The sequence below is a fragment of the Burkholderia sp. PR2 genome (assembly GCF_052372875.1).
Lineage (GTDB): Bacteria > Pseudomonadota > Gammaproteobacteria > Burkholderiales > Burkholderiaceae > Burkholderia > Burkholderia diffusa.
The window spans coordinates 1,462,400-1,474,765 of sequence record NZ_JBQRWH010000001.1 but is presented as its reverse complement, the minus strand read 5'-3'; the positions used below and the strand labels follow the sequence as shown (position 1 = coordinate 1,474,765).

11 protein-coding genes are annotated in these 12,366 nt (G+C 68.6%); 6 read left to right on the top strand and 5 right to left on the bottom strand.

Annotated elements, in window-relative coordinates; genetic code table 11:
• Positions 1 to 48 precede the first annotated feature (48 nt).
• Complete coding sequence (locus ACT2FV_RS06360) at positions 49 to 1,002, top strand: LysR family transcriptional regulator (RefSeq protein ID WP_444503480.1); 954 nt, start codon at positions 49 to 51, stop codon at positions 1,000 to 1,002.
• A gap of 122 nt (positions 1,003 to 1,124) precedes the next feature.
• Here ACT2FV_RS06360 and ACT2FV_RS06355 read toward each other — a convergent pair whose 3' ends face one another.
• Together ACT2FV_RS06355 and ACT2FV_RS06350 are read right to left on the bottom strand one after the other, a co-directional pair.
• Positions 1,125 to 1,847, bottom strand: a complete 723-nt coding sequence (locus ACT2FV_RS06355) for a haloacid dehalogenase type II (protein ID WP_059598787.1) — start codon at positions 1,845 to 1,847, stop codon at positions 1,125 to 1,127.
• Between the two features lie 303 nt (positions 1,848 to 2,150).
• The gene (locus ACT2FV_RS06350; protein ID WP_059679170.1) at positions 2,151 to 2,789 is read right to left on the bottom strand and encodes a hydrolase; all 639 of its coding nucleotides are present in this window, start codon (positions 2,787 to 2,789) and stop codon (positions 2,151 to 2,153) included.
• Positions 2,790 to 3,023: 234 nt separating this feature from the next.
• On the opposite strand from ACT2FV_RS06350, the gene ACT2FV_RS06345 reads away from it, so the two are divergent.
• A complete protein-coding gene (locus tag ACT2FV_RS06345) occupies positions 3,024 to 3,917 on the top strand; it encodes a LysR substrate-binding domain-containing protein (RefSeq protein ID WP_444503479.1) in 894 nt (297 codons plus the stop codon).
• 243 nt (positions 3,918 to 4,160) lie between these two features.
• A complete protein-coding gene (locus ACT2FV_RS06340) occupies positions 4,161 to 6,410 on the top strand; it encodes a putative bifunctional diguanylate cyclase/phosphodiesterase (RefSeq protein WP_444503478.1) in 2,250 nt (749 codons plus the stop codon).
• A gap of 4 nt (positions 6,411 to 6,414) precedes the next feature.
• Here ACT2FV_RS06340 and ACT2FV_RS06335 read toward each other — a convergent pair whose 3' ends face one another.
• The 3 genes from ACT2FV_RS06335 to ACT2FV_RS06325 all read right to left on the bottom strand — a co-directional run bounded on the left by ACT2FV_RS06335 (position 6,415) and on the right by ACT2FV_RS06325 (position 9,194).
• On the bottom strand, positions 6,415 to 7,515 hold the full coding sequence (locus ACT2FV_RS06335; protein ID WP_444503477.1) for a diguanylate cyclase: 1,101 nt from the start codon (positions 7,513 to 7,515) through the stop codon (positions 6,415 to 6,417).
• A 55-nt stretch (positions 7,516 to 7,570) separates the two neighbouring features.
• Entirely contained in the window at positions 7,571 to 8,575 is a 1,005-nt protein-coding gene (locus ACT2FV_RS06330; protein WP_124628337.1) for a chemotaxis response regulator protein-glutamate methylesterase, read from the bottom strand.
• A gap of 394 nt (positions 8,576 to 8,969) precedes the next feature.
• On the bottom strand, positions 8,970 to 9,194 hold the full coding sequence (locus tag ACT2FV_RS06325) for a hypothetical protein (RefSeq protein ID WP_039357299.1): 225 nt from the start codon (positions 9,192 to 9,194) through the stop codon (positions 8,970 to 8,972).
• Positions 9,195 to 9,567: 373 nt separating this feature from the next.
• Here ACT2FV_RS06325 and ACT2FV_RS06320 point away from each other — a divergent pair, with 373 nt between their 5' ends.
• Genes ACT2FV_RS06320 through ACT2FV_RS06310 form a run of 3 tightly spaced genes read left to right on the top strand, consistent with a single transcriptional unit; the run spans position 9,568 to position 12,270 of the window.
• Positions 9,568 to 10,257: a DUF969 domain-containing protein gene (locus tag ACT2FV_RS06320; RefSeq protein ID WP_226114936.1), complete on the top strand. Its 690-nt coding sequence runs from the start codon at positions 9,568 to 9,570 to the stop codon at positions 10,255 to 10,257.
• Positions 10,254 to 11,204, top strand: a complete 951-nt coding sequence (locus tag ACT2FV_RS06315) for a DUF979 domain-containing protein (protein ID WP_444503476.1) — start codon at positions 10,254 to 10,256, stop codon at positions 11,202 to 11,204. The genes ACT2FV_RS06320 and ACT2FV_RS06315 overlap by 4 nt, the downstream gene beginning before the upstream one ends.
• Positions 11,205 to 11,247: 43 nt before the next feature.
• Positions 11,248 to 12,270, top strand: coding sequence for a DUF2891 domain-containing protein (locus tag ACT2FV_RS06310; RefSeq protein ID WP_124628331.1), 1,023 nt, complete (start codon positions 11,248 to 11,250; stop codon positions 12,268 to 12,270).
• The last annotated feature ends 96 nt before the right edge of the window (positions 12,271 to 12,366 follow it).

The window sequence follows — 12,366 nt, the reverse complement described above, 5'->3', positions numbered from 1 at the left end:
TATGCATATCGACGGCCGGCCCGGAAATTCCTGCCCTTTTTCCCGCAGATGCGACACGCCACCGAGCCGGTTTCCGGCAACCTGAACTGGGACGACCTGCGCTTCTTCCTCGAAGTCGCCCGCACGCAGCGCGCGAGCGGGGCGGCGAAGCGTCTCGGCGTCGACTACACGACCGTCGCGCGGCGCATTCGCGCGCTCGAGGCCGCAATGGGCACGCTGCTGTTCGACAAGTCACGCTCCGGTGGCTTCACGCTGACGGCCGAGGGGCAGCGGCTCGTCGCGTATGCGGATGCGATGGAGACGACCGTGCAGTCCGCGTGCGACCAGGTCGCGAATACCGGCGAGGCGCTGTCGGGCCACGTGCGGATCGGGTCGACCGAAGGGTTCGGCTGCTTTTTCCTTGCGCCGCAGCTTGCGCGGTTTCGCGTCGAGCACCCGCACGTGACGGTCGATCTGCTGCCGGTCCCGCATTTCGTCAACCTGCCGAAGCGCGAGGCCGACCTGGCGATCACGCTCGAGCGGCCCGAGCGCGGGCCTTACGTGGTCACGAAGCTGTGCGACTACCAGTTGCGGCTCTATGCGACGCGCGACTATCTGGCGAACCACGCGTCGATTACCTGCACCGACGATCTCGCGCACCATGCGTTCATCAGCTACGTCGACGATCTCGCGTTCAGCAGCGAGCTGCTGTACCTGGAGCGCGCGGTGCCCGGCGCGACCGCCGGATTGCGCACGACGAGCGTGATCGCGCAGGTGTTCGCGGCGTTGCAGGGCGGCGCGCTCGCGATCCTGCCGTGCTTCATGGCGGCCACGCAGCCGGCGCTGGTGCCGGTGCTGCCGGACGACGTGGTGGTCACGCGGTGCTTCTGGCTGACGTGTCGCGAGGACCTGCGCAAGCTGCGCCGCGTGACGGCGCTGTGGGATTACCTGCGCGCGGCGGCGGACGCGAATCGGGCATTGCTGATGGGAGAGTCGGAGCAATTGCGATTCGTCGGGGATTGAGCGCGGCGGTGCGTCACGGGCCAACCGTCCCGTGTCGATCAGCTACGACGACGAACTTGACCGGGCCGCGGTGACGCTTGCACGTTCACGTCGCGAACGCCATCCGGGCACGTGGCCGTGCGTCAACCCGGACAACCGAGCCGGTCCGCGAGTTCGTGCAGGTCCTTGACGTCGAAATCCCACGCGCCGTCGGCTTTCAGATCCGTCGTCTGGTTCGGCCCGTGTTCGGTCGGCCGCAGCACGAACGCGGTCGCGAGCCCCAGTTGCCGCGCGGCGGCCAGATCGCCGTTGTGCGCGGCGACCAGGCACAGCTCGGCCGGCGCGACGCCGAGAATCTCGACCGCTTCCGTATAGACCTTCGGCGACGGCTTGTACGCGTGCGCGACTTCGGCGCCGAGAATCGCGTCCCACGGCAGGCCGCCGTGTTTCGCGACGTCGACCATCAGCCGGATGTTGCCGTTCGACAGCGGCGCGATCATGTAGCGCTGTTTCAGCCGCTGCAGCGCGGCGACGGAATCGGGCCATGGATCGAGCCGGTGCCACGCGAGGTTGAGCGCGTCGATCTCCGCGTCGGGCACGCCGTCGATCCCGTAGCGGTCGAGCGTGCGCACGAGGTTCTCGCGATGCAGTACGTCGAGCCGCACGTAGCGCCTGCGCCCGCTGCGGATTTCCTCCATCGACGGCGAATATTCGCGGCGCCATGTATCGGCGAATTCGAACGGATCGCGATCCGGCGCATGGCGCGCCAGGAACGTGGCAGCTTCGCGCGCGACGCCGTTTCTCCAGTCGACGATCGTTCCGAACACGTCGAAAACGAGCGCCTTGATGTCGGCAGGGTTCGTCATGGGATTCCGTGCAGGTCGGTCGGGGGAGGCGGTGCGCGGCGGGGTGGCAACGCGCGACGCCGGTTCGAACGACATTGAAGCACGTATCCGCGAACGCGGCTGGCCGTGTCGTCGCGAGTGAAGCGCGCGGTGCGGCATCGAAGGTGCCTGGGAGGGCGGGCACGGCGTCAGACGCGGATCTCGGGGCCGCGCTGGAGACGGCTTCCCCGTCAGCGAGCTACCCGCCCGGGCCGACCGGCTCGGGCGGGTCAAGTCACGCAGCGCGCGCTTGCGGCCGCGACGCGTATCGGGTCCGCGCCGGAATCAGCTCTTGTCGTACGCGAACTGGATGCCCGCGGTGCCGCCGGTTTCGATGAACAGTTTCATGAACGCGGGAACGGTTTCACTGCGCGCCCAGTCGCGCTGCAGCTCGCAGAACAGCTGCGCGACGCTGATCATCTGGCCGCCGGCCTGCTCGATGCGACGCAGCGCGGCTTCGTGCGCGGCGACCGACGTGCCGCCGACCGCGTCGACGACCACATAGACTTCATAGCCGGCCTTCAGCGCGTCGAGTGCCGGGAAGGTCAGGCATGCCTCGGTCCACAGCGCGGTCATGATCAGTTTCTTGCGGCCGGTGGCCTCGACGGCCTTGCGGAACTCGACGTCTTCCCACGAGTTGATGCTGGTGCGGTCGTAGGTCGGGTAGCCTTCGAGCGCGGCGCGCAACTGCGGGATCGGCGGCTTGTTCAGGCCGGTCTTCACGTTGACGGTCGAGTGGACGATCGGCAGGTTGTACGCGACCGCGGCCTTCGATGCGCCGACGATGTTGTTGATCAGCAGCTGGCGATCCATCGACGCGATGGAGTTCACCTGGACCGGCTGGTAATCGATGACGATGAACGCCGCGTTCTGCGGGGTGAGCAGGTGGTCGTTCGCGGGATCGCGAATCGGTTCGCTTGCCATGGTTGCCTCCAGAGACAGAGCAGGAAGTGGGAGAAATCCCGACGGCTCGGGGGAGTGCCGCTGTGGCGTCGGGATCGTCGTCGCGGCGGTACGCCCGTGCCGTCGCAGACGTCCGATGCGGTTGCACGGCGGGCGAATGCTGCCGGCTTGGCCATCGAATAAAGATGCTATTCGCGCAACAAACGGGTTTCCAGCCCCTTAAAATGCCGTCAGTGTTCTATGAGTGGAACAATCATGGATGACCTGAACGACCTCTACTATTTCGTGAAGGTGGTCGAGCACGGCGGATTCACGCAGGCGGGGCGCGTGCTGAATGTCCCGAAGTCGACGCTGAGCCGGCGCATCGCCGCGCTGGAAGCGCAATACGACGTGCGGCTGCTGCAGCGGACGACGCGTCATTTCACGGTCACGGAAACCGGCCGCGAATTCTACGAGCGCTGCCTCGCGGTGCTGGTCGAAGCCGACGCGGCGCGCGAGGTGATCGAGCGCCGGCACGCGGAGCCGCGCGGGATCGTCCGGGTGAGCTGCCCGACCGCGCTGCTCGAATATCGCGTGAGCGAGCTCATCGCGCGCTTCATGGCGATCCATCCGGCGGTGCACGTGCATCTCGAAGCGACGAACCGCCGCGTCGACCTGCTGAGCGAAGGCTTCGACCTGGCGCTGCGCGTGCGTTTCCCGCCGCTGGAGGACAGCGACCTCGTGATGCGGATCCTCGCCGACAGCCCGCAGCGGCTGGTAGCCGCGCCGAAGTGGCTGAACGGGCGCACCGTGCCGACCGAACCGGCCGAGCTGGCCGGCGAACCGAGCCTCGATTGGGGGCCGCCGCGGCATCATGTGTGGCAACTGATCGGGCCGAACGGCGAGCAGGCGCAACTGCGCCATCACCCGCGCTACATCTCCGACGACATGCACGCGTTGCGCGACGCGGCGATGCACGGCGTCGGCATCGTGCAGCTGCCGTGCATGGTCGTCGAGGACGCCCTGCGCGACGGCACGCTGATCGACGTGCTGCCGGGGTGGGCGCCGAAGGGCGGCGTGATTCACGCGGTGTTTCCGTCCCGGCGCGGGCTCCTGCCGCGCGTGCGGTTGCTGATCGACTTCCTCGCCGAACATATCCGCAAGGACTGACGGCGGCGCAACCATCAGACGAAACGGATTCCGGCGGCAGGCCGGCCGCGACCGCGCGTTAGCCCTGATGCGCAGGGACGCGCAGGGCTGCACGGATTGGTGTTAAATGTATTTTGGTGCGCATCAGGGGCGCGCCGGAATGGGGACGCACCGGGGTCGCTAAGCCCGGCGCGGAAAACGGCACGAAGCATCGCTCACGAATCGGGCGCATCAGACCCGGTTGAACTGACGGCAGGATTCAGCTTGAATACCGAACCGCAAAGTTCTCGGTACAGCCTCGGCCTCGCGGCGGAAGTGCTCGCATCCGAGCAGAGCGTGCTGAGGCTGATCACGCGCAACACACCGCTGCCGGAACTGCTCGTCGAAGTATGCCGGCGCGCCGAGGCACTGCTCGGCGACGGCGCCTCGTGCACGATCCTGCTGCTCGACACGGACGGCGTGCACGTGCACGTCGGCGCCGCGCCGTCGCTTCCCGCGCAGTACAGCGCGGCGATCGACGGGGCATCGATCGGGCCCGCCGCGGGCTCGTGCGGCACGGCGATGTACGAGCGGCGGATGATCGCCGTCGAAGACATCGAAACCGATCCGTTGTGGGCCGACTTTCGTTCGCTCGCGTTGCCGCTCGGCCTGCGTGCGTGCTGGTCGGTGCCGTTTCTGGACGACTCGGGCACCGTGCTCGGCGCGTTCGCCGTCTATCACCGCACGCCGCGGCGGCCCACCGACGCGGAAACCGACCTGTTGCGCGATATCGGCAACAGCGTCGGCCTCGCGGTGCATCAGGACTCGATCGCGCGGCAGCTCGTGCGCAGCGAGGAACATCACCGCCTGGTCGTCAACAGCCTGAACGAAGGGATTCTCGTCGTGTCGCCCGACGGCGTGGTGGTCGCGAGCAATCCGAGCGCGAACCGGATGATGCGCGTGAAGGGCGACCTCGTCGGCCGCCGCCTGTCGACGGTGATCCTGTACAAGCTGTACGAGGACGGCACGCCGGTCGCGCCCGACGACTGGCCGAGCCGGCGCGCGTTCACCACGGCCATGCCGCAGCTCGACTACACGGTCGGCTTCGGGCTCGCAGACGGCGACGTCATCTGGGTGCGCGGCAACGCGGTGCCGATCGTGAAGCCGGGCGAGACTGAGCCCGAATCGGTGCTCGTGTCGTTTCACGACATCGGCCCCGTGCGCGAAGCGCAGCAGCAACTGCGCTATCTGGCGACGCGCGACGCGCTGACGGGCCTCTACAACCGGCGCTGGCTCTCCGACCGGATGCGCGAGCTGTTCGGCGCGCGCGATGCGGCGGCAGGGTCCGCGCGTGTCGCGATCCTGTTCATCGATCTCGTCGGCTTCAAGAAGGTCAACGACACGGCCGGGCACGACGCCGGCGACACGCTGCTGCGCAGCGTCGCGGCGCGTCTCGCGGCCTGCGGGGGCGGGCGCCATTCGCTCACGCGCGTCGGCGGCGACGAGTTCGTGATCCTCGTCGACGATTGCGACGATCCCGACGCGCTCGCCGTGCTCGCGCGCGAGGTGATCGACACGATCGCGAAGCCGTTCGCGATCGCGAACAACGAGTATTGGCTCGGCGTGTCGATCGGGATCAGCGTCGCGCCGCGCGACGGCGACGATGCGGCCACGCTGATGCGCAACGCCGATTCCGCGATGTACGACGCGAAGCAGCGCGGCCGCAACCACTTCACGTTCTTCACCGCGCAGTTGAACCTGCGCCTGCAGCGACGCTTCGCGATCGAGCAGTCGCTGCGGCGCGCGATCGCCTCGGATGCGCTGCGGCTGGTCTACCAGCCGGTCGTCGATGCGCGCAGCGGCCGCACGGTCGGTGCCGAAGCGCTGCTGCGCTGGACGAGCCCGGAGCTCGGGCCGATGTCGCCTGCGGAATTCATCCCGGTCGCGGAAGATAGCGGGCTCATCGTCGCGATCGGCCAGTGGGTGCTCGAAACGGCCTGCCGGCAGGCCGCCGAATGGCGCCGCACGATCGCACCCGACCTGATGCTGGCGGTCAACCTGTCGCCGCGGCAGTTCCACGATGGGCTGGTCGAATCGGTCGACCGCTGCCTCGAACAGACGCGGCTCGATCCGGGCGCGCTCGAACTGGAGATTACCGAAGGACTGCTGATGAACGACACGGACACGGTGCTGCCGATGCTCGAGGCGCTCACGGACATGAACGTGCGGATCTCGGTCGACGACTTCGGCACCGGTTATTCGTCGCTTGCGTACCTGAAGCGTTTTCCGCTGCACAACCTGAAGGTCGACCGTTCGTTCGTGTCGGGCGTGCCCGATCATCGCGACTCCGTCGCGATCACGCAGGCCGTCGTCGCGATGGCGCATTCGCTCGGGATGAAGGTCACGGCCGAAGGCGTCGAGACCGAGGCGCAGTCGTGGTTCCTGCAGCAGATCGGCTGCGACATGCAGCAGGGGTACCTGTTCGGCAGGCCGCTCGATCCGGCCGACTACGCACGCCGGCTCGTCGCCGTCTAGGGGTTCACGCGAAGCCGCCGCCGTCCGGTGGGGCAGCGGGAGCCGGCGGTGCGGGCGGCGCATCGACCTCGACGCGATTCTTGCCGTCGTGCTTCGCGCGGTACAGCGCGCGATCGGCCGCCTCGATCAGCGACGTCGTCGGCAGGCTGGCGGCCGGCACGATACTCGCGCCGCCGATGCTGATCGTCACGTGGCGTCCCGTCGACGAGTGCGCGTGCTCGAGCCGCAGCGACTCGACCGCGAGGCGGATCTTCTCGCCGAGCAGCCGCGCGGCGCCCGGCGACGTGGCCGGCATCACGACCGCGAACTCCTCGCCGCCGAAACGCGCGGCGAGATCGCCGGACTGCCCGAGACAGCGTTCGATGGTGGTCGCGACCTGTTTGAGCACGCCGTCACCCGACACGTGGCCGTACGTGTCGTTGTACAGCTTGAAGTTGTCGACGTCGATCATCAGCAGCGACAGCTCGCTGCGCTCGCGCGTGCCGCGCCGCCATTCGGCGGCCAGATATTCGTCGAGATAGCGGCGGTTCGACAGCCCGGTGAGGCCGTCCGAATGCGTGAGGCGCCGCAGCTCGAGATTGGCCTCCAGCAGTTGCTGCTGCGATTGCCGCAGCGCGCGATAGGCCTCGTCTCGCTGAAGCAGGTTCATGTACGAGCGCGAGTGATAGCGGATCCGCGCGATCAGCTCGATGCGGTCTGGCAGTTTCACGAGGTAGTCGTTCGCGCCGGCCGCGAACGCGGCGCTCTTGATCACCGGCTCTTCCTGCGTCGACAGCACGATGATCGGCACGTCGCGCGTCGCCGGATTCGCGCGGTACGCCTTCACGAGGCTCAGCCCGTCGGTGCCGGGCATCACGAGATCCTGCAGGATCACGGTCGGCCGCGTCTCGATCGCGGTCGCCAGCGCGTCGTCCGAGCGCGGGCAGTAGTGGAAGTCGATGCCGTCCTCGTCGACGAGCGCGCGCCGGACGGCTTCCGCGACGATCGTCTGGTCGTCGACCAGCAGGACCATCGCGGGGGCGTCGGCATGCGGCGAGGGTGTCGCGTGCGCGGCGTCGAACGCCGCATGCAGGCCGCCGGGCGCGCGGGTGAAGTCGCTAGTCATGATTGATGCAGGGTTGCGCCAGGGCAGCGATGGGTGTGACAGGGTTTCATCGGGATCAGATCCGCGCGAGTGCCACCAGCTCGCCCGCGATGCGCTCGAGCGGCAGGATCGCGCGCGCGGCGCCGAGCGTCGCGGCCGCCTTCGGCATGCCGTAGACGGCGCTGGTCGCCTCGTCCTGCGCGATCGTGTGACAGCCCTTCATTCGCAGTGCCTTCAGGCCGATCGCGCCGTCGCGTCCCATGCCAGTGAGCAGCACGCCGATCACGCGGCCCGGCCAGCGCTCGGTCAGGCTGTTGAAGAACACGTCGACCGACGGCCGGTACGGCGTGGCGGCCGGTTCGCGCGTGTATTCGAGCGTGCCGGTGCGCGTGATGCGCAGGTGATCGTCGGTCGCCGCGAGCAGCGCGACGCCCGGCTGAGGGCGGTCGCCTTCGTGCGCGACGCGCACGGTCAGCGGCGTCTGGCCGTCGAGCCATTGCGCCATTCCTTCGGCGAATGCGCGGTCGACGTGCTGGACGATCACGATCGGCGCGCTGAAGTCGGCCGGCAGGCTGCCGAGGATCGACGCGAGCGCGCCAGGGCCGCCGGCGGACGCGCCGATCGCGATCAGCGGGCCGCCGCTCGCGCGCGAGGCCGTGCCGGCCGCGCGGACACCGCCGGGCGCCTCGAGCAGCCGGCCGATCTGGTCGATCTTCGCGAGCAGCAGCTGCGCGGTGTCGCCGCCCGTGGCTTCGCCGAGGCGCGGCGTGTCGACCGCATCGAGCGCGCCGGCGCCCATCGCTTCGAACACGCGCCACGCGTTCGCGCCGATGCAGCTCGTCACGATCAGGATCGCGCACGGGCGGCTGGAACGCATGATCCGCCGCGTCGCCTCGACGCCGTCGAACTTCGGCATGATCAGGTCCATCAGCACGACGTCGGGCGGTTGCGCGGCGCACAGTTCGACGGCCTGCGCGCCGTCGGTCGCGACCCACAGCACGCGATGCTCGGGCCGGCGCGCGAGCGCACGGCGCATCGCCTCGACGGCAAGCGGGAGGTCGTTGACGATGCCGATGTTCACAAGCGGGATACTCCGGTCGGTTCGTAGTGTTGGATGTGGGCCGGGTTCATGAAAGGCAGCGCCGGTCGGCGCCGCCGAACGGCATCGGCGGGCGGACGGCACGGAATTCTTTTGGACTGGCGACGCCCCGAATGCTGTCATGCGGCGCGAGCGGCGGCAATCGAAAAAATTGCGCATTGCGTCGGTTCCGACCCTTTCCTCGATGGCCAGGTGGCATTTCTTGCCGCCCGGGAGGCCGGACAGCGATGTGCCGGATGATGCGGCCGCGCGGCAATCCGTCGCCGACGCGTTCGTGACGGCGGGAAGGGCGGCGCCCGGCACGGGCGCACGCGCAGGCACCGGCGAGCCGGCCGCGAGCAGGCCGGCGCACCGCGCCCGGTGCGCGTTCAGTCGTTCAATGGCTGCGGGCGTACCCCTGGATCAGCGCGCGCATCATCCCTTCGACCGTTGCGTCGAGCAGGTCGGCTTCCTGCTCCGATTCCTCGACGAGCGCGGCATAGGCGGTCGCGAGCGTCACGCGATCGACTTCATGGCGTTGTTCCATCAGCGTCACCATCCCGTCCTTCGCCAGATGAGCGGAGAACGCGCGGCTGCCGATGGTCTGGAATACGTCAATCATGGCGGCTCTCCCGAACGTTGCGATGCCTTCCAGTGTAGTCGGCGCACCGACGCTCCGCCATGCGCGGCGGGGCGCGGGCCGTCCCCGGCACGCCGGCCGGAATCGTGCGTGCCGCGCGCGCGTTGCCGCCGCCCGCCGCCCGCCACCCGCCACCCGCCACCCGCCACCCGCCACCCGCCGCGAATCGTCCCGCCGAAACACCCCGGACACACGGGCGACGCAACGTGGCGTTGATTTCAACGTTTACCCGAAGCCTCAAATTGTCGACTTTTTATCGATAAAGTCTCGTGTTAGATTTTTCCGCCTGAAGCCGGTCGAAACCGGGCGGGCGGCGCGCCTTCACGGCGCCGCGCATCCATCACAAGGAGGGGCAATGCTGGTGCTGATTGGGGTGCCGATCGTCGTGATCGGTTTCGCGCTGCGCTTCAACGCGCTGCTGGTGGTCACGATCGCGGGGCTTGCGACAGGGCTGGCGGGCGGGCTGAATCTCGTCGACATCGTCAGCGCGTTCGGCAAGGCGTTCACCGAAAACCGCTACATGGGGCTGATCTGGCTCACGCTGCCGGTGATCGCGCTGCTCGAGCGCAACGGGCTCAAGGAGCAGGCGAAGCGGATGATCTCGCGCGTGCAGGCGGCCACCACGGGCCGCGTGCTGATGCTGTACTTCGTGCTGCGCCAGGTGACGGCCGCACTCGGCCTCACGTCGCTCGGCGGCCATGCGCAGATGGTGCGGCCGCTGATCGCGCCGATGGCCGAGGCCGCCGCCGTCAACCGGGACGGCGAGCTACCGGAGTCGGTGCGCCAGCAGATCCGCGCACACGCGTCGGCCGCCGACAACGTCGCCGTGTTCTTCGGCGAGGACATCTTCATCGCGATCCAGTCGATCCTGCTGATCAAGGGCTTTCTCGAGCAGAACGGGATCTCCATCGAGCCGCTGCACCTGTCGGTGTGGGCGATTCCGACCGCGATCGCCGCGCTGCTGATCCACTGCGCGCGCCTCGCGCTGCTCGACCGCCGGCTGGCGCGCGGCTGCGGCCTGCTGGCGCAGGAGGGCGCGCGATGATCGGCCTCGAATCGCTGTACACGCTCGCGGGGCTGATGTTCGCCGCATTTGCATGCTTCAACCTGACCGATCGCACGAACCCGCGCCGCGTCGTCAATTTCGCGTTCTGGGCGATCTACGCGCTCACCTTCCTGTTCGGTGCGCTGCTGCCGCATTTCGTGACGGGCTGCCTCGCGATCGCGCTCGCGGTCATTGCCGGCTCGGGCAAGCTCGGGCGCGGCAAGTCCGACGAAGCCGGGGAGGCCGCGGCCATGCGACGCGAGACGCTCGCACAGCGTTTCGGCAACAAGCTGTTCCTGCCCGCGCTGCTGATTCCGGTCGTCACGCTGATCGGCACCTTCGCGCTGAAGCACGTGCCGTTCGTCGACCAGAAGAGCGTGACGCTGATCTCGCTCGTGCTCGGCACGCTCGTCGCGTTCGCCGTCGCGCTCGCGATGCTGCGCGATTCGCCGGTGCATGCGGTGAAGGAGGCTCGCCACACGATGGACGCGGTCGGCTGGGCCGCGATCCTGCCGCAGATGCTCGCGGCGCTCGGCGCGCTGTTCGCGGTCGCGGGCGTCGGCGGCGTGGTGTCGGGGCTCGTGAAGGAGTGGGTGCCGATCGATTCGCCGTTCGCGGTGGTCGCGGCCTACACGGTCGGCATGGCGCTGTTCACGATGATCATGGGCAACGGCTTCGCTGCGTTCCCGGTGATGACGGCCGGCATCGGCCTGCCTCTGATCGTCCACCAGTTTCACGGCAACCCGGCGATCGTCGGCGCGATCGGGATGCTGAGCGGCTTCTGCGGTACGCTGATGACGCCGATGGCCGCGAACTTCAACATCGTGCCGGCGGCGCTGCTCGAGCTGAAGGACAAGAACGGTGTGATCAAGGCGCAATGGCCGACGGCCGTGCTGCTGCTGGCCGTGAACACGCTGCTGATGTACGCGTTCGCTTTCCGCTTCTGAGTCCGCTTGTGACTCCGCTTCTGACCCGATGGACGAGATGCTCATGACCGACCGACTCACACCCGAACTCGCCTCGACATTCGCGTCGCTCGCACTCGCGCACCTGACCCGCGAATACCCGAACAAGCTCACGCATTCGCTCGAAGGGCCGCACGACGTGCAGGCGCCGCGCGCGCTGCACCCGATCTTCTACGGCAGCTACGACTGGCACTCGTGCGTGCACGGCTACTGGCTCGTGCTGCGCGTGCTCGAACGCTATCGGGCCTTGCCCGAGGCCGAGCGAATCATCGCGATCGTCGATGCGCACTTCACCGATGCGAACGTCGCCGGCGAGCGCGCGTATCTCGCGCTGCCGCACAACGCCGGCTTCGAGCGGCCGTACGGCTGGGCGTGGCTGCTCGCGCTCGCCGCGCAGCTCGAGCGGCTCGCGCTGAAGGGCGCGCTGCCGCAGGCCGCGCGCTGGGCAAAGACGATGGCGCCGCTCACCGACCTGTTCGTGGCGCGCTTCGAAACCTTCCTGCCGAAAGCGACCTATCCGCTGCGCGTCGGCACGCACTTCAACACCGCGTTCGCGCTGGCGCTCGCACTCGACTTCGCGCGCGACACGCAGCGCGACGGGCTTGCGGCGCTGATCGTCGATACCGCGAAGCGCTGGCACCTGAACGACGTCGCCTGCCAGGCGTGGGAGCCGTCGGGCGACGAATTCCTGTCGCCGGCGCTGATGGAAGCCGAGCTGATGCGGCGCGTGTTGCCGGCCGCCGAATTCGACGGCTGGTTCGCGCGTTTCCTGCCCGATCTTGCGCGCGGCGAGCCGGCGACGCTGTTCGAGCCGGCAACGGTCAGCGATCGCAGCGACGGCAAGATCGCGCACCTCGACGGGCTGAACCTGAGCCGCGCGTGGTGCCAGCGTTCGCTCGCCGGCGCGCTGCCGGAAGGCGATGCGCGACGCGCGAAGCTGCTCGATGCGGCCGACCGGCATCTCGCGAGCGCGCTCGCGCACGTGGCCGGCGACTACATGGGCGAGCACTGGCTCGCGACGTTCGCGGTGCTCGCGCTGGAGGCGTAGCGCGCGAAACCCCGCCGGCGGCAAGGTCTTCGGCGCGCGGCTATACTCGCCGCTCGGGCCGTATCGCGCGGCATGCGTTGCGCGATGCGGCCATCC

Coding starts and splice junctions, on each gene's coding strand:
- ACT2FV_RS06345 (WP_444503479.1), top strand. CDS start 3,024: ATGGATGACCTGAACGACCTCTACTATTTCGTGAAGGTGGTCGAGCAC.
- ACT2FV_RS06310 (WP_124628331.1), top strand. CDS start 11,248: ATGACCGACCGACTCACACCCGAACTCGCCTCGACATTCGCGTCGCTC.
- ACT2FV_RS06335 (WP_444503477.1), bottom strand. CDS start 7,515: ATGACTAGCGACTTCACCCGCGCGCCCGGCGGCCTGCATGCGGCGTTC.
- ACT2FV_RS06315 (WP_444503476.1), top strand. CDS start 10,254: ATGATCGGCCTCGAATCGCTGTACACGCTCGCGGGGCTGATGTTCGCC.
- ACT2FV_RS06325 (WP_039357299.1), bottom strand. CDS start 9,194: ATGATTGACGTATTCCAGACCATCGGCAGCCGCGCGTTCTCCGCTCAT.
- ACT2FV_RS06360 (WP_444503480.1), top strand. CDS start 49: ATGCGACACGCCACCGAGCCGGTTTCCGGCAACCTGAACTGGGACGAC.
- ACT2FV_RS06320 (WP_226114936.1), top strand. CDS start 9,568: ATGCTGGTGCTGATTGGGGTGCCGATCGTCGTGATCGGTTTCGCGCTG.
- ACT2FV_RS06350 (WP_059679170.1), bottom strand. CDS start 2,789: ATGGCAAGCGAACCGATTCGCGATCCCGCGAACGACCACCTGCTCACC.
- ACT2FV_RS06355 (WP_059598787.1), bottom strand. CDS start 1,847: ATGACGAACCCTGCCGACATCAAGGCGCTCGTTTTCGACGTGTTCGGA.